This window comes from Amycolatopsis alkalitolerans, assembly GCF_006152065.1.
Classification (GTDB): domain Bacteria; phylum Actinomycetota; class Actinomycetes; order Mycobacteriales; family Pseudonocardiaceae; genus Amycolatopsis_E; species Amycolatopsis_E alkalitolerans.
In genome coordinates, this window is the sequence record NZ_VDFW01000002.1 from 319,818 (window position 1) to 340,514 (window position 20,697).

The following is a 20,697-nucleotide window of genomic DNA, read 5'->3' on the forward strand; positions in this document are numbered from 1 at the left end:
CCATTTCCGCCTGTGGGTCACCGGTGTCGCCGAGGTTCCGCGCGGGTGCGGGTTCACCGCGTCCTTTCCGGACTGGCCGCTCGACTACGCCGCCGCTACCGACTACGCAAGCCACTGCCGTGACCGCGACTGGCTGCGCGAGCACGCGGGAATCCTCGCCCAGGGAGCGGCGCGATGACCGGGTTCACCGTCGAGGAGCAGGTGATCAGCGTGCTGGCGCAGATCTACCGCGGCGAGGTCATCGCCGCCGCGGCGACGGTCTCCGCCGATATCGCCGCCCGGCTCGCGAAAGCCTTGTATGCGCCCGAAATCGTGCTGATGGCTGGCGGCAGCATGGCCGGATTCGACTGCGCGCCCACCGCGAAAGGGCTCAACGACGAGTGGATTTCGTCCGCCACCGCGGTCCGCGGGTCGGACTGGATCGAGACGTTCGATCTCATCTCGGCGGGCAAGTACGCGATCTGCATGGGACCGGTGCAGGTCGATCGCACGGGTTCCTGCAATATCTCCGTGCTCGGTGACTGGGAGCGGCCGAAGGTCGCGATGATCGGTTCGCGCGGTATCCCCGACGACCTGGTCCGGCTGTCCGAGCTGACCTTCCACGTGCGCAGGCACACACCGCGTGCGCTGGTCGAACGGGTCGATTTCCGCTGCGGTCTCGGTTTCGGGCCCGATCGCGACCGGCTCGGTCTCACCATGGGCGAACCGCGGATGCTGGTGACGGACCTCGGCGTGTTCGACTTCGACCGCGACGGCGCCGGGATGCGGGTGCGGTCGCTGCACCCCGGAGTGAGCTTCGGGGACGTCGTGAAGGCCACCGGCTTCGAACTGCTACCGCCGCGAGGCGCCGTCCCCGTCACGCCGCCGCCGACCGAGGAGGAGCTGTACTGGATCCGTGAACGCCTCGACCCGCTGGGCGTTCGCCGGCTCGACAGCCCCGAACCGCCGCCCGGGCTGCTCGCCGAACTGGCGGAGCGGGAGCGGTCGCTGTGGACCACGCCTGCCGGAGGCGCGCGATGAGCTGGGACTTCAGCACCGATCCCGAGACGGAAGCCGAGCTTGCCTGGATCCGGGACTTCATCGACACCAAAGCCATCCCGCTGGAGGCCCTCGAGCTGCCGGTCCGAGAGTTCGACCGGGCGGCCGCGCCGCTGATCGACGAGGTGAAGGCGCGCGGTCTGTGGGCCGCCCACCTCGGCCCCGAGCATGGCGGGACGGGCCGCGGACAGCTGCGGCTCGCCCTGATGAACGAGATCGTCGGGCGGTCCCGCGTCGGGCCGACGCTGTTCGGCACCGCGCCGCCGGACTCCGGCAATCTCGAACTGCTCGCCCCCCACGCCACCCCCGCGCAGCGCACCCGGTATTTCCTGCCACTGCTGGAAGGTTCCGTGCGCTCGTCGGTCGCGATGACCGAACCCGGCGCCGGTGCCGACCCGACTTTGCTCAGCACCCGGCTGGAGCGCCACGGGAACGGCTGGGTCCTCAATGGACACAAGTGGTTCGCCACGAATGCGTCACTCGCCGATTTCCTGCTCGTGCTGGCGGTGTCCGATCCGGACGCGCATCCGAAGCACCGGGCAACCGTGGTGATCGTGGACCGGGACGCCCTCGGGGTCGACGTCCGCCGTGACATCCCGTCGATGGAGGACCCCGAGCCCCGCCCGGCGCAGATCGAGAACCATTGCGAGATCACGTTCACCGACGTCGCGCTCCCCGCCGACGCCGTGCTCGGTGAACCGGGCCGGGGGTTCGCGATGATGCAGGAGCGGCTCGGCCCTGCCCGCGTGCACCACTGCATGCGCTGGATCGGGCAGGCCCAGCGGGCGCTCGACATGCTCTGCGAGCGCGCCACCTATCGCTACTCGCACGGGTCCACGCTCGCGGACAAGCAGACCGTGCAGAACTGGATAGCCGATTCGGCCGCCGAGATCGCCGCCGCGCGCCTGCTCACCCTGCACGCGGCGTGGCGGATCGACACGGTCGGGTCGAAGGCGGCGCGCGAGGACATCGCCCTGATCAAGTTCTACGGCGCGAAGGTCCTGCACGACGTCATCGACCGGGCCGTGCAGGCCCACGGGTCGCTCGGCTTCTCGGCCGACCTGCCGCTGGAAGCGATGTACCGCCGGGCCAGGGCGGCCCGGATCTACGACGGGCCCGACGAGGTGCATCGCCAGAGCGCCGCGCGACTGATCCTGCGCGGGTTCACACCGCCCGCGGACGGGATCCCCGCCGAACACCTGCCCACCCGCCGGCAGGCCGCCCGCGAACAGTTCGCCCACCTCCTGTCAGATCGAAAGGTTGCCGATGACGTCATCCGTTCGCTATGAGATCCCCGAACCCGGGATCTGTGTGATCACGTTGGCCCGGCCGGACAAACGCAACGCGCAGGACGTCCGGATGACCTACGAGCTCAACGAAGCCTTCGACCGCGCCGCACGCGACGACACGGTCAAGGTGATCGTGCTGGCCGGTGACGGCCCGCACTTCTCGGCCGGGCACGACCTGAAAGACGTTGTCTGGCACGAGGAATTCGATCAGGTCGGCACGTGGGGCGGGTTCGGCGAGCCGGGCGCCGAGGGCTGGGTCGCCCGCGAAGAGGAGATCTACCTCGAGATGTGCGCCCGGTGGCGCGCCATCCCGAAGCCGACGATCGCCGCGGTGCACGGCAGGACCATCGGCGGCGGGCTGATGCTTGCCTGGGTGTGCGACCTGATCGTCGCGGCGGACGACGCGACGTTCGCCGACCCGGTGGTCTCGATGGGCATCTGCGGTGTCGAATGGTTCGTGCACCCGTGGGAACTCGGGCCGCGCAAAGCCAAGGAACTCCTGTACACGGCCGATTCCTGGACCGCCGACGAGGCCTATCGCCTCGGTATGGTCAACCACGTCGTGCCGCGCGACGGGCTGACCGGGTTCACCCTCGCGCTCGCCCGCAAGATCGCGGCGAAGCCGATGTTCGGCCTGCGGCTGACCAAACAAGCCGTCAACCAGGCTGTTGACGCGCAGGGCCAGCCGACCGCGATCCGGTCCGCGTTCACGCTGCACCAGCTGGCGCACACGCACAACCTCGAGCGTTACGGGATCTGCCTCGACCCGTCGGGCATCCCGCCCGCGCTGCAGGAGTCGTTCCCCTCCACCGAACCAGATGACGAGCTGCGGGTGAAACGACGCGCTGCCCGCGCCGCGACCTCCGACGGAAAGGCGAAATCATGAGCTACGTGATCGGCGTCGACGTCGGCGGAACGTTCACCGACGCGGTCGCCTCCCGCGACGACGGCACGATGATCTCGACGAAGACCCCCTCGACACCCCCGAACTACGCGGACGGCGTGCTGCAGGTGCTCGAGGGACTGGCCGACCGCGCCGGGGTCAGCCTGCCGGAGCTGCTGGCGGACACCTCCTACATCGCGCACGGTACGACCTCGACGCTCAACGCGCTCGTGATCGGGGACGTCGGCAAGGTCGGCTGGCTGACCACCGTCGGCCACCGTGACTCGATCTACATCATGAACGTCGTCGGCCGCTACGCCGGCAACAGCCCGGAGCAGATCCAGGACATCCTCGCCACCCGCAAACCGGCGCCGCTGGTGCCCAAACGCCGGGCGAAGGAGGTCGTCGAGCGGATCGACTACAAGGGCAGCGTCGTGGTACCGCTCGACGAAGACCAGGCGCGGCAAGCAATCCGGGAGCTGCTTGACGAGGATGTCGACGCGATCGCCGTGTCGCTGCTGTGGTCGTTCCGCAACTCCGCCCACGAGCGGCGGCTGCGGGAGCTCATCCACGAGCAGGCGCCCGAGATGTACGTGACGCTGTCCAGCGAGCTCTCGCCGCGGATGCGCGAGTTCTCCCGCAACGCGACCACGATCATGAGCACCCAGGTGGGCCCGACGCTCGCCCGCTACCTGGAGCCGCTGACGGATCGGTTGCGGGACAACGGGTTGCGCGGTCCGCTGCTGATCATGCAGGGGACCGGCGGCACGCTCGCCGCGCACGAGGCGCCGAAGACGGCGATCACGACGGTGGGCTCCGTGCTCACCGGCGGGGTGACCGGGGCGACCCGGCTGGCGGGGCAACTCGGGCATCGCAACGTCATCTGCACCGACGTCGGCGGGACGACCTTCCTCGTCGGGCTCATCGTCGATGGCGAACCGCTGCAGACCACCACCGCGGTGATCAACCAGCACGAGATCGACGTCCCGATGCTCAAGGTGCAGGCGATCGGCAGCGGCGGCGGTGCCATCGCGTGGGTGGACGCCGGCGGCAACCTGCGGATCGGCCCGCGCAGCGCGCAGGCCGTGCCGGGGCCGGCCTGCTACGACAAGGGCGGCACCGAGCCCACCGTCACCGACGCCGATCTGGTGCTGGGCATCCTCAACCCGGACAACTTCCTGGGCGGCCGCACCAAACTCAACGTGGCACGCGCCCGCGAGGCCATCGACAGGCACGTCGCCACCCGGCTGGGACTGAGCATCGAGGACGCCGCCGCCGCGATCTTCGCCGTGCAGAACGCCCAGACCTCGGACCTGGTGCGCAAGGTCGTGGTCGAATCGGGTGAGGACCCGCGCCACTTCGTCGCCTACGCCTTCGGCGGCGCCGGGCCGGTGCACTGCTTCGCCTACGGTGCCGACCTGGGCGTGAAGTCCACCGTCGTGCCACTCGGCCCGTCGGCGGCGGCGTTCTCCGCCTACGGGCTGGCCGCCAGCAACGTGGCCGTCGTCAAGGAGGTCTCCAAGCCCGCCACTTTCCCGGTGCCCGCCGACGAGGTCACGAAGACCTTCGAGGAACTCGAAGCCGAGGCCCGCACGGCACTGGAGCAGCAGGGCGTCGAACTGGTCGACATCGTGCTGCGGCGCGAGGTCGACGTGCGCTACACCATGCAGCTGGCCGAACTGCCGACCCCGGTGCCGTCCGGGACGGTGACGGACGCCGACCTGAAGGGCGTCCTCGGGGAGTTCGAGGCGCGCTATCACCGCACCTTCGGGGAGGGCACCGGCTACGGCGACGCCGGCTTCCAGTTCATCACCTACCGCGTGCACGCGACCGGCGTGCTCCCGTCCCAGGTTGTCCTGCCCGAGGCCGGTCCCGCGGCCGGACAGTCCATTGAGGACGCCCTGACCGGACGGCGGCCGGTCCTGCTCGATCCGGCCCGCGGGTTCGAGGACACCCCCATCTACGACTACCTCCGCCTCGCGCCGGGGCACCGGATCACCGGTCCGGCGATCGTCGAGGTCCCGACCACGACCGTCACGATCTCGCGCCGCGACACCGCCGAGATCGACCGGTTCGGCAACCTCGTTCTGCACCACACCACCAAGGAGGACGCGTGAGCGACAATCGCGCAGCCCCGCTCATGCGGTCCGACCGGGTGCGGGTGTCCCGCAAAACACAGGAGGACGCGTGAGCAGCCCGATTCCCGGAGCCGAGGTCTACCACAGCCGCCCCGTGGACCCGGAACAACTCCGCGTGAGCGTGCCGGCCAGCCTGCGGCTGCACACCGTCGGCCAGGACGCCATCGACAATCTGGACCCGCTCACCTATGAAGTGATCCGGCACCGGCTCTGGTCGATCACCGACGAGATGGGCGAGACGCTCAAGCGCATGTCCGGCTCGGTGGTGGTCACCGAGGCCAACGACTTCGACTTCGCCCTGTGTGACGAGGTCGGCCAGGAGGTGCAGATCGGGCTCTACAACACCTTCCTGTCCGCGTCGCTGGACCTGGCCGTCTACTGGACGCTGCAACATCGCGCGGACAACCCGGGCATCAACGAGGGCGACATGTTCCTCTGCAACGATCCCTGGGTCGGCGGTGGGCTGCACCAGAACGACGCCACCGTGTTCGCGCCGTTCTTCTTCGACGGCGAGCTTTTCGGCTGGTCCTCGGCCGTGGCGCACCAGCTCGACGTCGGCGGTGTCGCGCCCGGTTCCTGGACCCCGCGCGCCCAGGACGTGTTCTGGGAGTCGCTGCCCACCCCGCCCATCAAAGTGGTGCGGGACAACGTGTTGCAGCGCGACGTGGCGGACATGTGGACGCGCCGCTCCCGCACGCCGATGCTGGTCTCGCTCGACCTGCGGGCGAAGGTCGGGGCGAACCACACCGCGCAGGCCCGGCTGCGTCGGTTGCTCGAAACCTACGGGCCCGACACGGTCAAGGCCGTCATGAAGCGGATCATGGACGACGCGGAGCAGCGGCTGCGCGCGAAGCTGCGGGAACTTCCCGACGGCACCTGGCACGCCACCGGCTACCAGGAACACTCCGGCCAGGGCGACCGCGGCCTGTACAAGATCGTGCTGGCGATGACCAAATCCGGCGATCGGCTGACGTTCGATTTCCGCGGTACCGCGGCACAAACCGGCATGATCAACTGTCCCTATTCCGGTGTGCGGGCCGGCATCATGTCCGCGCTGCTGCCGGTGCTGGCCGGCGACATCCCCTGGGCCGGCGGCGGCCTGATGCGCTGCTTCGACATCATCGCCGAAGAGGGCACGATGATCAACGCGTCGTTCCCCGCCGCGGTCGGCAAGGGCCCCGTCGGCCCCGCGTGGGCGGCGGGCAACCTCGTCAACGAGTGCCTCGCCAAGATGCTCGATGCCCGCCCGCATGCCCGCAAGTCCGTGCAGTCGGTGTGCGGCGGCACCTTCGACATGGTCGCCCTCGCGGGCCTCGACCAGCGGCAGTACCCGTTCGTCTCGCTGGTGATGGACGCGATGGCGGGTGGCTACGGCGCCGGGGTCGACCGGGACGGCGTCGACACCGGCGGGGCGTTCGTCATTCCCATGGGCCGTGCGCCCGATGCCGAGATGACCGAGTTCACTTCGCCGGTGCTGCTGTTGTGGCGTCGCGAGGAGACGGACTCCGGGGGCCCCGGCGCCCAGCGGGGCGGTGTCAGCGGGTCCGTTTGCCTTGTCCCGCATGACACACCGGCCCCGCTGGCCGGGGTGTTCTCCGGCACGGGTAAGGCGACAACGCAGAACGCCGGCCTGGCCGGTGGGTATCCGGGCAACACCCAGCTCGACATCGTGCTGCGCGGCAGTGATGTGCTCGGTACGCTCGCCGCCGGCCGGGTTCCCCGCAGCCTCGACGAGATCACGGCCACCCGCGATGTCATGGGCGGTGAGGTCGAAACCTTCATCGGCCTCGAAGACGCGGTGTACGTGCATTGGCAGAGTGGTGGCGGCTACGGCGACCCGCTGCACCGCGACCCGGCCGCCGTGGCCGAGGACGTGCGCGAGGCGAAGGTCTCCGAGCGGGCGGCGCACGAGATCTACGGCGTCGTCCTGAACCCCGACGGCGCCGCGGATGTGGACGCGACTCGGCGCCAGCGGGAACAGCTGTCGGCCGCGCGCCGCAGCGCGGCGGGCATCACGGAGGCCCGTGGGCGCCGTGCGGACGTGACGGGCGCGGAGACCTTGGACGTGAACCAGGCGCTGGTCGACGGGCAGACCGTCGTCTGCCGTCACTGCGGCACCGGACTGGGCACGCTGGGGGAACCGTATCTTGCCGCGCTGCCCCGGATCGAGGCCGAACCGGCCGCCGCGGGGCCGCACGTCTGGCCGGACTCGGCGACCTACATCGACGAGCGGGTCGTCTTCCGGCAGGCGTTCTGCCCCGGCTGCGCGACCGCGCTGCTGAGCCAGGTCGTGCCCGCCGATCACCCGATGCCCGCCGACAGTTTCGGGGCCGGGAGCGGAAATGACCGCTGAGCGGCCGTTTCCGCACCACGCCGAGGCTCTCGCCGCGCGCTACCGGGCGGCCGGCGCCTGGGGCAGGACCACGATCGGCGCGGAGCTGAGCGCCACCGCCACGCGTTTCCCCGAGCGCGTGGCGGTGGTGGACGGCGACCGGCGGATCACCTACGCGCAGCTCGACCGGCAGGCCACCGCCATCGCGTGCGGCCTGCTGGACCGCGGGCTGTGCCCGGGTGACGCCGTGGTCGTGCAGTCCGCCAATGTCGTGGAGACACTCGTCGCGTTCTACGGCCTGCTCAAGGCCGCGCTGGTGCCGGTGTGCTCGTTGCCGCAGCACCGCAGGCGTGAGGTCGGTGACCTCGTCGCGCTCACCGGTGCCCGCGCCCATCTGATCCAGGCGGACTGGCCGCGAGCCGACCTTCCCGCGCTGGCGGCCGATCTCGCCGGGGCTCACGAGAGCCTCCGGCTCACGATCACGACGCGGGGGAGCGCGCGCGGGGGTGTCGCGCTGGACGAACTCCTCGCGCATCCGCCCGGGCCCTTGCCCGAGCCGCACAGCGAAGATCTGGCCGCACTGCAGCTGTCCGGCGGCACCACGGGCACGCCGAAACTCATTCCCCGGCTGCACTGCGACTACCTGTGCAACGCGCGAGCCTGGGCGGACCGGTGGGGCTGGGACGAGCGGACCGTGGCCATGCACGCCCTGCCGGTCATGCACAACGCCGGCGTCGCACTGTGCGTCCTGCCTGCCCTGCTCACGGGCGCGACCGTCGTACTGGCGCCGCGGGCGGACGCCGAAGTCATCGCCGGTTTCGTCGAACGCGAACGGGTCACCGACATGGTCGCCAACGCCACCGTCGCCTACCGGCTGCTCGAATCGGACGCGGCGCGCTCGGCCGATCTGAGTTCGCTGGCCCGCCTGAGCGTCGGTCCGCAAACCCCCGAATACGCGGCCCGGCTGGAAGCAGAGCTCGGCATCCGCGCGCTCGGCGTGTTCGGCATGGGCGAGGGAATGATCATGTGCACCCCGTGGGACGCACCGGCGGACACCCGCCGTACCACGGTCGGCACGCCGATCCACCCGCTCGACGAGGTGCGCATCCTCGACGACGAACTGGCCGAGGTGACCCCGGGCGAGATCGGGGAGCTGGCCTGCCGCGGCCCCTACACCATTCCCGGCTACTACGCCGCGGACGAGCACAACGCGGTCGCGTTCACCCCGGACGGTTTCTTCCGCACGGGAGACCTCGCACGCGCTCACGACATCGACGGCACGATCTTCTACTCGATCGAGGGGCGCATCAAGGACAACGTCAACCGGGGCGGCGAGAAGATCCACGCGGACGAGCTGGAGCGGCTCCTGGTGACCCACCCCGCCGTCGCCGAGGTCGCCGTCGTCGGCATGCCCGACCCGGAGCTGGGCGAGCGGGTCTGCGCCTATGTCGTGCCCCGCGGGGACGCTCCGACACTGGCCGACCTGGCCGATTTCCTTCTCCGGCAAGGGGTCGCGAAGTTCAAGCTCCCCGAGCGGGTCGAAGTGCGCTCGGACCTTCCGGTCACGAGCGTCCGGAAGGTCTCGAAGAAGCACCTGCGCGAGGACATCGCGGCGAAACTCGCTCAGGAGCGGCAATGAGCACGGCGACCCTGCCCGTGGACCGGCTCGCTTCCTGGCTCGAGCCGCGGGTCCCGGATCTCGAGCTGCCGCTCACCTCGACCCTGATCGCGGGTGGCCGGTCCAACCTCACCTACCGGGTCAGCGACGCGGCGGGCCACCGGTTCGCGCTGCGCCGCCCGCCCGGCCTGATCGAGGTCGAAGGCGCACACGACGTCGCCAGGGAGTTCCGGATCCAGCAGGCCCTGTCCCGGCGGTCGGGCGTCCGGGTCGCCGCGCAGATCGCCTTCTGCGAGGACGAAAACGTGATCGGGGCGCCGTTCTCGGTGATGGAGTTCGTCGACGGCAGCATCGTGCGTGACGCCGCGAGCGCGGCGACGCTGGACGAACGCGCCCGGCGCGGGGCGGGCCACGCCCTCGTCGGCGAACTCGTCGAGCTGCACCGCCCCTCGCCCGCCGAGCTGGGGCTCGCCGATCTCGGCCGGCCCGAGGGATATCTGAGCCGGCAGCTGCGCCGGTGGTCGGCCCAGATCCACGGCGAGTCCGCCACCACGACCCTGCTCACCGAGGGGCATCTGCGGCTCACCCACCGGCTGCCGCGCCAGCAGCGCACCGCCTTGCTGCACGGCGACTTCCGGCTCGACAACGTGATCCTCTCCCGTGCCGGTGACGTTCGCGCGGTCCTCGACTGGGAACTGTCCACTCAGGGCGATCCGCTGGCCGACCTCGGGTGGTTGCTGCTCTACTGGCAACCGGAAGACCGGCCGGCCAAGGTCCTGCCACGAGGGAGCGAGCTTCCCGGCTTCCCCACGGCAGCGGAGCTCACCGCGCGTTACGCCACCGGAACCGGGCTCGATCTCACCGAACTGCCTTACTACATCGCGTTCGCGGCCTGGCGCCTGGCGGTCATCACCCTGGGCGTCGCGGCTCGCTATCGCGGCGGCGGGCGGGCCGGTTCCGACCTCGCCGTCGACGAGCTGACCGCCGACGCCGGCGTGCTGGCCGAGCATGCCCTGACCCTGCTGGACGCCTGAGCCGAGGAGGCCCGTCACATGCCCGACGCCGTCATCGTGTCGACCGCCCGTTCGCCGGTCGGTCGTGCGGTCAAGGGATCACTCGCCGCGATGCGCCCGGACGACCTCGCCGCCGCGATGGTCTCCGCGGCCCTGGACAAGGTCCCGGCGCTCGACCCCGCACACATCGACGATCTGCTGCTCGGCTGCGGCTGCCCCGGCGGTGAACAGGGCCACAACATGGCGCGTGCCGTCTCTGTCCTGTTACTAATCCGGCCAAAAGTAGGCGGACACCGAGCACTACGTAACCGTTGCCACGCAAGCCGGATAGCCGTGACTGTGGTCGGATTAGTAACGAACGGCACAGTAGGACTGGACACGGTCCCGGGGGCCACCGTCACCCGCTACTGCGCGTCCAGCCTGCAGACCCTGCGCATGGCCTGTCACGCCGTCAAAGCAGGCGAAGGCTCGGCGTTCGTGGCCGCGGGCGTCGAAACCGTCAGCCGCTACGACAAGGGCAACAGCGATTCCTTGCCGGACACCATGAACCCGAAGTTCGACTACGCTCGCGACCGCACCGCGCGTGCCGCCGACGGCGGTGTCGAATGGCGCGATCCCCGCGAGACCGGCGAACTGCCCGACATCTACATCGCCATGGGGCAGACGGCGGAGAACGTCGCACAGCGCTACGGGGTGAGCCGGGAGGACCAGGACGAGTTCGCCTGCCGCAGCCAGCACCGCGCGCAGGAAGCCATCGCGAGCGGCTTCTGGGAGCGGGAGATCACCCCGGTCCGCACGCCGGACGGTGAGCTGGTGTCCCGCGACGACGGACCCCGACCGAATGTCACCCTCGAGGGACTGGCTGGGCTCAAACCGGTCTTCCGGCCGGACGGCACGGTGACCGCGGGCAACTGCTGCCCGCTCAACGACGGCGCCGCGGCGCTCGTGGTCATGAGCGGCACACGGGCCCGCGAGCTCGGGCTGGCGCCACTGGCCCGCGTGCTCGCCACCGGCGTGTCCGGGCTGAGCCCCGAGATCATGGGCGCCGGCCCGGTCCAGGCCTCGGCGAACGCGCTCGCCCACGCCGGGATGACCATGGCGCAGATCGATCTCGTCGAGATCAACGAAGCCTTCGCCGCGCAGGTCCTCGCGTCACAACGGGAACTCGGGATCGACCTGGAGCGGCTCAACGTCAACGGCGGGGCGATCGCGGTCGGGCATCCGTTCGGGATGACCGGGGCGCGCCTGGTCACCACGATGATCAACTCGTTGCGGTGGCACGACAAGCAGACCGGCCTGGTGACCATGTGCGTCGGCGGGGGACAGGGCATGGCCGTCGTACTGGAGCGGCTGTCGTGAAACTGTTCTCACCCCTGCGGCTACGGGAACTCGAGCTGAAGAACCGGGTGTGGCTGGCGCCGATGTGCCAGTACAGCGTCGAATCCCGCGACGGCGTCCCGGCGGACTGGCACTTGGTGCATCTCGGTGCCCGCGCGGCCGGAGGGTTCGGACTCGTCCTGACCGAAGCCACGGCCGTCCTCCCGGAAGGACGGATCAGCCCGCAGGACACCGGTCTGTGGAACGACGCCCAGCAGTCCGCCTGGGCCCGGATCACCGCCTTCGCCCACAGCCAGCACACCGCGATCGGCGTGCAGCTCGCGCACGCGGGACGCAAGGCGTCCACCTGGGCGCTCGCGCTCCGCCGGGCCGGGACGATCCCCGCGGCCCAAGGCGGCTGGCCCCCGGTGGGCCCGTCGCCGGTGGCTCTCGACGGTCTCGACACTCCCCGCGAGATGACCCGGGACGACATCACCGACACCGTGCGGGCCTTCGCCGCCGCCGCGGCTCGCGCCGACCGTGCGGGCTTCGACGTCGTCGAACTGCATGCGGCACACGGCTATCTGATCCACCAATTCCTTTCGCCGCTGTCGAACTTCCGCACCGACGACTACAGCGGATCGTTCGACAACCGGACCAGGCTGCTGGTCGAGATCGTCGAGGCCGTCCGCAAGGAATGGCCCGGCCACAAACCACTTTTCGTGCGGTTGTCGGCGACCGAATGGGTGGACGGCGGCTGGACGGTCGAGGACACCGCCGAACTCGCCGCACGGATCCAGCCCCTCGGCGTCGATCTGATCGATGTCTCGTCCGGGGGAGTGGTGGCGCCCGGTCGCATCACCGTCGGCCCCGGATACCAGGTTCCGTTCGCGCGGCAGGTGCGTGCCGCTGCCGGGATTCCCACCGGCGCGGTCGGCTTGATCACCGAACCGGAACAAGCGGAGGGCATCCTCGCCGACGGCTCCGCGGACGCGGTCCTGCTGGCTCGCGCGGCGCTGCGCGAGCCCTCATGGCCATTGCGGGCGGCCCACGTCTTCGGCATCGCGCGCGACGAGACGCCCTATCCCACCCAGTACCTGAAGGGGGCGTGGCCGGTGACACGTGCCACGAGAACGGAGGACCGATGACATCAGTCGGAATCGTCTACCACAGCGGCTTCGGCCACACCGCCGCATTGGCGCGTGCGGTCGCCGAAGGAGTCGTAACCGTGCCAGGAACCAGCGCGCGCATGGTCTTCGCGGAGGACGCCGCCGGTGACCCGCACCAGCTTGACGGCTATGACGCGCTCGTACTGGGGTGCCCCACCTATATGGCTGGGCCGTCCGCCGGGTTCAAGGAGTTCATGGACGCGACGTCGGGGATCTGGCTGAAGCAAGGGTGGAAGGACAAACTCGCGGCCGGCTTCACCAACTCCGGTGGGTACAGCGGCGACAAACTCAACACGCTCGTCCAGTTGATGCTGTTCGCGATGCAGCACGGGATGGTGTGGGTCGGTTTGGGTTTGCCAGACGGCGGCAGCACCTCCGCCTCGGCCGGCTTGAATCGATTGGGCTCCTACGCGGGCGCGATGGCGAAATCCGATGTCGATCTCGGAATGGACGGAACGCCGGAAAGCGACGTGGCGACGGCCGAAGCACTTGGCCGCCGGGTCGCACTCGCAGCGCTTCGCTGGCGGGTCTCAGAGAGGGTTGAGAAATGAAGGTCTTGGTAGTCGGTGGGGGGCCGGGTGGGCTCTTTTTCGGGATCCTGCTCAAGCGCGCGAGGCCGGATATCGCGGTGCACGTCGTGGAGCAGAATCCCGCGGACGCGACCTACGGATGGGGAATCGGGCTGACGGACTCCGCGCTCGACGCCCTGCGACCCTCAGCCCCCGAGGTCGTTTCCGATCTGTCCGATGGCGCCGATGTCACCGACGAGATGGAATTCACGCTCGACGGCAAGTCGTTGCGAGTGCACGCGTCCACCTTTTATCGCGTCGCGCGCATCGTCCTGCTGGAAAAGCTCCAGCAGTGGGGACGAGCGGCGGGCGTGACATTCGCGCACAACGAACGAGTCGAAACGAGTGACGAGCTGGCGGGCTGGGACCTCGTCGTCGGCGCGGACGGTGTCAACAGCCGGGTTCGCGAGATGTTTTCCGAGGTGTTCAAGCCGGATATCAGCTATGGGAACAACTGGTTCGCGTGGTACGGGACAGCCCAGCTGTTCGGGACCCCGTCGCTGATTTTCCTGAATCGTCCTGAGGGGGTCTTCGTCGGCCACGCCTCCCAGTACTCGCCCGACCGGAGCAATTTTCTGGTGGAGTTGTCCCCGGAGGCGTACTACGGCGCGCGCTTCGACACTCTCGGCGAAGAGGCATCGCGGCTACGTTGTGAAGAGATCTTCGCCGAGTCCCTGCACGGCGGTCGTCTCTACACCAACAAGTCGCTCTGGTTTCAACCGAAGTTCGTCCGGTGCGCGGGATCGTGGAGCCACGACAACGTGACGTTGCTCGGGGACGCGCTGCACACCGTCCATCCTTCCCTGGGGTCGGGAACACGTTTCGCCATGCGTGATGCCGTATACCTGGTGGACGCTCTCGTCTCCGCCAGCTGGGACGTACCGGCGGCGTTCCGCTCGTACGAGGAGAGCCGCCGTGACGTCGCGGAAGCCTTCCAGCGGGCCGCCGTCCGCAGCATCGGCTGGTACGAACGGCTCCAGGACCGGCCGCCCCGCGATCTCGCCAAGATGACGCTGGAGTACGTCATGCGGACCGGCCGGGTGCGCTACGAGGAGTTCCGGCGCAGGAATCCCGAGATGATGAGCGCATACGAGACGCCGCAGCCCTGACACCCGGCCAGGCACACCGCTTGACATGTTGTCGGTGACGTTTAAGAATCGACGAGTCCGTCAAGTCGGGAGTGGTGACTCCCCTTCGCCCGAGCGCGCACGAAGGAGTGCACTGCCATGGCCTATGTGATCGGAGTCGACGTCGGTGGCACGTTCACCGACGCCGTGCTCGACGACAACGAGGGCACGCTCATCGCGGCCAAGTCGCCGTCTTCACCCCCGGACTACTCCGTCGGCGTCGTCGACGCCCTCGATGCCCTGGCCGGGCAGCTGGACCTCAGCCTGGAGGACATGCTCGCCGACACCCACCACATCGCGCACGGGACGACTTCGTCGCTGAACGCGCTGGTGACCGGCAACGTGCCGGCGGTCGGGTTCCTCACCACGGCGGGCCACCGGGACTCGCTCTACATCATGAACGTCGAGGGGCGCTATCTGGGTCGTTCTCCGGACCAGCTGCAGAACGTGATGGGGCAGACGAAGACACACGCCCTCCTGCCCAAGAAACGCGCGCTCGAAGTGATCGAGCGCATCGACCGGGACGGCAACGTCGTCGTTCCCCTGAACGAGGACGCCGCACGCGACGCGATCCGCGCGCTCGTGGCCGACGGCGTCGCCGCGATCGCGGTCTCGTTGCTGTGGTCGTTCCGCAATCCCGTCCACGAGCGCCGGCTCCGGGAGCTGGTCCACGAGATCGATCCGGTCGTGTTCGTCAGCCTCTCCAGCGAGGTCAGCCCGCGCATCCGGGAGTTCTCGCGCAGTGCCACCACGATCATGAGCGCACAGATCGGCCCCGGCCTGCGCGACTATCTCGGCGAGCTGGAGACCAAGCTGCGCGACCACAAGCTCGCCGGCCCCCTGCTGGTGATGCAGAGCAACGGCGGCGCCATCGCGGCCGCCGAAGCGCCGCGAGGCGCGATCAGCACGGTGGGCTCGGTGCTTACCGGTGGTGTGGTCGGCGCGCTGTCCCTAGGACGGCAACTGGGCCACCGCAACATCATCGCCACGGACGTGGGCGGCACGACGTTCCTCGCCGGACTGATCGTCGACGGCGAGCCGGTGCGCGCCACGACCACCATCATCAATCACCATCCGATCAATGTGCCCAGCCTGGAGGTCCACGCCATCGGATCCGGTGGCGGCGCGATCGCCTGGGTGGACCCCGGTGGAAACCTCCACATCGGACCGCGCAGCGCCCAGGCGGTGCCCGGTCCGGCGTGCTACGGCCAGGGGGGCACCGAACCCACCAACACCGACGCCAATCTGGTTCTGGGCATCCTCCCCGAGAGCGGGCTTCTCGGCGGGAAGAAGAAGCTCTCCATGGAGCTCGCCCGCGAGGCGATCCGGACCCGCATCGCTGAGCCATTGGGGTTGAGCGTGGAGGACGCCGCGTCCGCCATCTACGCCGTGCAGAACGCACAGACCGGTGACCTCCTGCGCAAGACGGTCGTCGAGGCCGGGCACGATCCGCGGAACTTCATCGTGTACGCCTTCGGCGGATCCGGCCCGGCGCACTGTGCCGGCTACGCCGCCGAAGTCGGAGTGAAGCAGGTCGTGGTCCCGCTGGGCCAGGTCGCCTCTGCCTTCTCGGCCTACGGACTCGCTTCCTCCGACGTCGTGCTGGCCACCGAGCTCTCCGTGCCGAGCGCGATCCCGCTGGACCCGGAGAAGGTGCGCAAGAGTTTCGAGGAGCTCGAGGCACAGGTCCGCGAGGCGCTCGCGCGCCAGGGGCTCTCCTTCACCTCGATCGGAATCGAGCGCGAGATCGACATGCGGTTCACCGCCCAGCTGGCCGAGATCGCCGTGCCGGTAGCGGGCGACGCCATGGACCAGCCCGGTCTCGACGCCGCCGCGACCTGGTTCGAGCGCAAGTATGCCGAGCTGTACGGCGAGGGCACGGGCTTCCGCGGCGCGGGCATCCAGGCGATCACGTTCCGGGTGCGCGCCACGGGTGTCCTGCCGTTTTCACCCGAGCTGCCCGGCATCGGCGTCGCGGGCTCGAGCGACGCCTCGGCGGCCCGCACGGGGACGAGGCCGGTCTGCCTTGACGGGGCGACCGGTTACGTCGATACCGGCGTCTACGACTACCGCAAGCTCGCCCGCGGCCACGTCATCCCCGGCCCCGCCATCATCGAGGTCCCCACAACGACCGTCGTCGTGCCGCACGGCGCCACCGGGACGATCGATCACCTCGGCAACCTCACCATCGCCGCCAGCCAGGAGCAGCCACGATGACCATGCACATTCCCGGTTCGGCCGCGTTCGCCAGCCGTCCCATCGACCCGCTCCGGTTCGCCGGCCAGTTGCCGGACTCCCCGCCGCGGCACACCGTGACCGATGAGCAGATCGAGGCACTGGACCCGCTCACCTACGAGGTGATCCGGCACCGCCTGTGGTCGGTCACCGACGAGATGGGCGAAACCCTCAAACGCATGTCCGGCTCGCCGGTCGTCACGGACGCCAACGACTTCGACTTCGCGATCAGCGACGAGCTCGGCCAGGAAGTCCAGGTCGGCCTCTACAACACGATGCTGGCCGGTGCGGTCGATCTGGCGATCTACTGGACCCTGCGGAACCGCACCGTTCGCGAGGGCGACATGTTCCTGTGCAACGACCCGTGGGTCGGCGGGGGTCTGCACCAGAACGACGTCATCGTCTTCCAGCCCATCTTCGTCGACGGGCGGCTCTTCGCGTGGACCAGCGCGGTATGCCATGAGCCCGACCTGGGCGGTGTCGGACTCGGCTCCTTCGACCCCGCGGCACAGGACGTCTTCTCCGAGGCGGTTCCCACCCCGCCGGTGCGTGTCGTCCGCGATTTCGAGCTCCAGGAGGACATCGCCGACCTGTGGATCCGCCGCTCCCGGGTGCCGCTGCTGGTCGGGCTCGACCTGCGCGCCAAGGTCGGCGCGAACACAGTGGGCCGCAACCGGCTCGAGGCGGTCGTCGAACAGTACGGCGCCGACACCGTCAAGGCCGTCATGAAGCGCATGATGAACGACGCCGAACAGCGGCTGCGCGACAAGCTCCGCCGCGTTCCCGACGGCACCTGGCACGCCACCGGCTATCAGGACCAGGCGCGCGAAGGCGACCGCGGAGTCCACAAGATCACCGTCGCGATGACGAAAAAAGGGGACCACCTCACCTTCGACTTCACCGGTACCGATCCGCAAGCCGGCGTCATCAACTGCACCTACGCCGGTATGCGCGGGGGCGCCATGCTCGCGCTCCTGCCCGTGCTCGCGCATGACATCCCGTGGTCCGCCGGTGGCCTGCTGCGCTGCTTCGACATCGTCTCGGAGGAAGGGACGCTCAACAACGCCACCTTCCCCGCCGCGGTCAGCCGGGGCCCGATCGGCCCGGCGTGGCTGACCGGATCGCTGATCGCGGAATGCCTCTCGCAGATGCTCGACCGGACCGTCGAGTTCGGCGACAGCGTTCAGGCCAGCTGCTGCGGCACGCACGACACCGCGGTCCTGGCCGGCGTCGACGCCCGCGGCGGCGAACCGGCCCCCTTCATCAACATCGTGATGGACGTGATGGCCGCCGGTTACGGCGCGCGCCCGCGGCAGGACGGGATGGACACCGGCGGCCTCAACTGCATCCCGATGGGCCGGATCCCCGACGTGGAAATGGTCGAGTACCTCTACCCGCTGATGACGCTGTGGCGCCGCGAGGAACCCGACTCGGGCGGTCCGGGCCGGCATCGCGGTGGCGTCAGCGGCTCCAGCGCCATGATCCCTTACGGCACGGGCACGCCCATGGGGCTGGTCGTGGCCTCCTCCGGCAAGGGGGTCGCCCAGAACAACGGCCTGGCCGGTGGTTACCCCGGCAACACCGCCATCGGGATCGTGGCCCGCGGCTCCAGCGTCAAGGCCGCCTTCCGGTCCGGCATCCTCCCGACCACGTTGGAGATCGTCGCCGGCACCCAGGAGTTGCGCGCCTGCTACGACACCTCCTATCTGGCCCCGGACGACGTCCTCTACCTGAACTGGCAGGGCGGCGGCGGGTATGGCGACCCGGTGCTGCGCGAACCGTCCGCCGTCCTGGCCGACTACCACGCGGGCAAGGTCACGGCGGACGGGTCGGCGGAGACCTACGGCGTCGTACTGTCCGGTGACACCGTCGACGAGGCGGCGACCGGGCGCCGGCGTGCCGAGATCCGCCGGCACCGCGCCACCCAGGCCACCATTCCGGCCGGGGAGCCGCGGACCGTGGATCTCGCTACCGCGGTCCGGCTGGACGACAACCTGGCCGAGGTCAGGGCAGGCGGCGGCCTCGTGGTGGCCTGCCGCCATTGCGGCCGTCAGCTGGGCGATGCGCGCACGGACGCCACCCTGGCGCTGGCCAGGCTCGACGGGCCCGCCCGCGCTGCCGGTCCGCAGGTCACCGCCGACCCGGCCACCTACCTCGATGACGAGGTGGTGTTCCGCCAGCTCTTCTGCCCGGGTTGCTGGACGGCCGTCTACTCCGGCCTGGTGCCCGCCGACCACCCCGACCACGCCCTCGACATCGGCCGGCTGATGCCGAGCAGCGCATCCCGATGAGCCACTCGGACTGGGACGGGCGCCTGGTGAGCGTTCCGGCCGAGCGGGCGGCGCGCTACCGTGCGACCGGCGAGTGGAGCGACGCTCCCACCAGCCGGCGGCTCCACGAGGTCGCAACCCGGTTTCCCCGGCGGCCGGCGGTCATCACCGCCGAGGGCGAGCTCAGCTACGCGGACCTCGACGCGCGCACCGACCAGATCGCCGCCGGGCTGATCGACCTCGGGTTCCGGCGGCTGGACCCGGTGCTGTTCCAGGTGACCAACCGCATGGCGACGGTCCTGGCGTGGTACGGATGCCTCAAGGCCGGGCTGGTGCCGGTCGCCACCTTGGCGGCGCACCGGATGCACGAGATCGGCCACGTCAGCCGGGCGGTGGGGGCGGTCGGCCACCTGGTCGAACGAGGCCTCGGCTTCGACCTCGCCGGATTCGCCCGCGAGGTCGCCGCGGGCCACCCCACACTGCGCCATGTCCTGACCATCGGCGGAGATCCGGAGCCAGGCGCGCCGGCCCGGATCGAGGACGTCGGCGCGTCCATCGACTCCGGCCGCGCCCGTGCCGTGGTCGAGGCCGTGGAACAGGCCACGGATCCGCTGGACGTCGCGGTCTTCCAGCTCTCCGGCGGCACCACCGGGGTGCCCAAGGTGATTCCCCGCATCCACGCCGAGTACTGGAACAACGCCCTGTTCTACGCCCGTCACCTCGGCTGGGACGAGCACAGCCGGGTCGCGCACCTGATCCCGCTGGTCCACAACGCGGGCATCTCGTGCGCCCTGCACGCGGCCCACTCCGTCGGGGCGTGCCTGCTGCTCGCCACACCCGATGCCCGCCGGGCCTTCGCGCTCATGGCCGAGCACGGCGCCACGGAGGCCCTGTTCGGCCACGGCCACTACCAGGCGCTGCTGCGGCCGGAGTTCGACCGGGCACGGCGCGCCTTGCGCCGCTCGGTGCTCTCCGGCGCCAAGGTCAGCCCCGAGCTCTTCGCGCGCGTCGACGACGGGCAGAGCCGGTGGGCCGGCCAGATGTTCGGCATGTCGGAGGGGTTGTTCACGGTCAGCCCCCTGGACTCGCCCGCGGAAGCGCGGCAGACCACCGTCGGCGTACCGATCGCGCCGAGCGACGAAGTGCGGATCCTCGATCTGTCCTCAGAGGACGAATTGCCGGCCGGTGAGGTCGGCGAACTCTGCTGCCGCGGCCCCTACACGATCGCGGGCTACTTCGACGCACCCGCACACAACGCGACCGCGTTCACCTCGGACGGCTTCTACCGGACCGGGGACCTGGCCGCGATCCGCCTTGCCGGAGGGCGCCGTCACGTCGTCATCGAGGGGCGCATCAAGGACCTGATCAATCGCGGCGGCGAGAAGATCAACGCCGAGGAGGTCGAGATGCTGCTGGCGCGCCACGACCGCATCACCGCGGCGGCGGTCGTCGCCATGCCCGACGCACGGCTCGGTGAGAAGACCTGTGCGTATCTCGTCTCCACCGACGAGACCCGGCTCAGCCTCACCGAGATCCAGCATCACCTCGAAGGCCTGGGAGTCGCGAAGTTCAAATGGCCGGAGCGGCTGGAGTGGGTGCCCGCCTTGCCCCGGACCACTGTCGGCAAGGTCGACAAGAAACACCTGCGTGCCGAGGTCGCCGCCAAGGTCACCGAGCGGGCCGCCGGCTGACTGGCGCA

14 protein-coding genes are annotated in these 20,697 nt (G+C 69.9%); all 14 read left to right on the forward strand.

Annotated elements, in window-relative coordinates; translation table 11 throughout:
- The first annotated feature begins 174 nt into the window (after positions 1–174).
- The 14 genes from FG385_RS03625 to FG385_RS03690 all read left to right on the forward strand — a co-directional run bounded on the left by FG385_RS03625 (position 175) and on the right by FG385_RS03690 (position 20,689).
- The gene (locus FG385_RS03625) at positions 175–1,020 is read left to right on the forward strand and encodes a CoA-transferase (RefSeq protein ID WP_139095128.1); all 846 of its coding nucleotides are present in this window, start codon (positions 175–177) and stop codon (positions 1,018–1,020) included.
- Positions 1,017–2,327 (forward strand): acyl-CoA dehydrogenase family protein, encoded by a 1,311-nt coding sequence (locus tag FG385_RS03630; RefSeq protein WP_139095129.1) that lies wholly within the window; start codon positions 1,017–1,019, stop codon positions 2,325–2,327. Before FG385_RS03625 ends, FG385_RS03630 begins: the two co-directional genes overlap by 4 nt.
- Positions 2,305–3,213, forward strand: a complete 909-nt coding sequence (locus tag FG385_RS03635) for an enoyl-CoA hydratase (protein ID WP_139095130.1) — start codon at positions 2,305–2,307, stop codon at positions 3,211–3,213. Before FG385_RS03630 ends, FG385_RS03635 begins: the two co-directional genes overlap by 23 nt.
- Positions 3,210–5,327 (forward strand): hydantoinase/oxoprolinase family protein, encoded by a 2,118-nt coding sequence (locus tag FG385_RS03640; protein ID WP_139095131.1) that lies wholly within the window; start codon positions 3,210–3,212, stop codon positions 5,325–5,327. The genes FG385_RS03635 and FG385_RS03640 overlap by 4 nt, the downstream gene beginning before the upstream one ends.
- A gap of 70 nt (positions 5,328–5,397) precedes the next feature.
- On the forward strand, positions 5,398–7,701 hold the full coding sequence (locus tag FG385_RS03645) for a hydantoinase B/oxoprolinase family protein (protein ID WP_139095132.1): 2,304 nt from the start codon (positions 5,398–5,400) through the stop codon (positions 7,699–7,701).
- Positions 7,691–9,319, forward strand: a complete 1,629-nt coding sequence (locus FG385_RS03650; protein ID WP_139095133.1) for a (2,3-dihydroxybenzoyl)adenylate synthase — start codon at positions 7,691–7,693, stop codon at positions 9,317–9,319. The genes FG385_RS03645 and FG385_RS03650 overlap by 11 nt, the downstream gene beginning before the upstream one ends.
- Positions 9,316–10,332 (forward strand): phosphotransferase family protein, encoded by a 1,017-nt coding sequence (locus FG385_RS03655; RefSeq protein WP_139095134.1) that lies wholly within the window; start codon positions 9,316–9,318, stop codon positions 10,330–10,332. Before FG385_RS03650 ends, FG385_RS03655 begins: the two co-directional genes overlap by 4 nt.
- Before the next feature lie 18 nt (positions 10,333–10,350).
- Positions 10,351–11,670 (forward strand): acetyl-CoA C-acetyltransferase, encoded by a 1,320-nt coding sequence (locus FG385_RS03660; protein ID WP_235022368.1) that lies wholly within the window; start codon positions 10,351–10,353, stop codon positions 11,668–11,670.
- The gene (locus FG385_RS03665; RefSeq protein ID WP_139095135.1) at positions 11,667–12,776 is read left to right on the forward strand and encodes an NADH:flavin oxidoreductase/NADH oxidase; all 1,110 of its coding nucleotides are present in this window, start codon (positions 11,667–11,669) and stop codon (positions 12,774–12,776) included. The genes FG385_RS03660 and FG385_RS03665 overlap by 4 nt, the downstream gene beginning before the upstream one ends.
- Positions 12,773–13,348 (forward strand): flavodoxin family protein, encoded by a 576-nt coding sequence (locus FG385_RS03670; RefSeq protein ID WP_139095136.1) that lies wholly within the window; start codon positions 12,773–12,775, stop codon positions 13,346–13,348. Before FG385_RS03665 ends, FG385_RS03670 begins: the two co-directional genes overlap by 4 nt.
- The gene (locus tag FG385_RS03675) at positions 13,345–14,475 is read left to right on the forward strand and encodes an FAD-dependent monooxygenase (protein ID WP_139095137.1); all 1,131 of its coding nucleotides are present in this window, start codon (positions 13,345–13,347) and stop codon (positions 14,473–14,475) included. The genes FG385_RS03670 and FG385_RS03675 overlap by 4 nt, the downstream gene beginning before the upstream one ends.
- Before the next feature lie 117 nt (positions 14,476–14,592).
- Positions 14,593–16,710: a hydantoinase/oxoprolinase family protein gene (locus FG385_RS03680; RefSeq protein ID WP_139095138.1), complete on the forward strand. Its 2,118-nt coding sequence runs from the start codon at positions 14,593–14,595 to the stop codon at positions 16,708–16,710.
- The gene (locus tag FG385_RS03685) at positions 16,707–19,019 is read left to right on the forward strand and encodes a hydantoinase B/oxoprolinase family protein (protein WP_139095139.1); all 2,313 of its coding nucleotides are present in this window, start codon (positions 16,707–16,709) and stop codon (positions 19,017–19,019) included. The genes FG385_RS03680 and FG385_RS03685 overlap by 4 nt, the downstream gene beginning before the upstream one ends.
- The gene (locus FG385_RS03690) at positions 19,016–20,689 is read left to right on the forward strand and encodes a (2,3-dihydroxybenzoyl)adenylate synthase (RefSeq protein ID WP_139095140.1); all 1,674 of its coding nucleotides are present in this window, start codon (positions 19,016–19,018) and stop codon (positions 20,687–20,689) included. The genes FG385_RS03685 and FG385_RS03690 overlap by 4 nt, the downstream gene beginning before the upstream one ends.
- Positions 20,690–20,697: the final 8 nt, after the last annotated feature.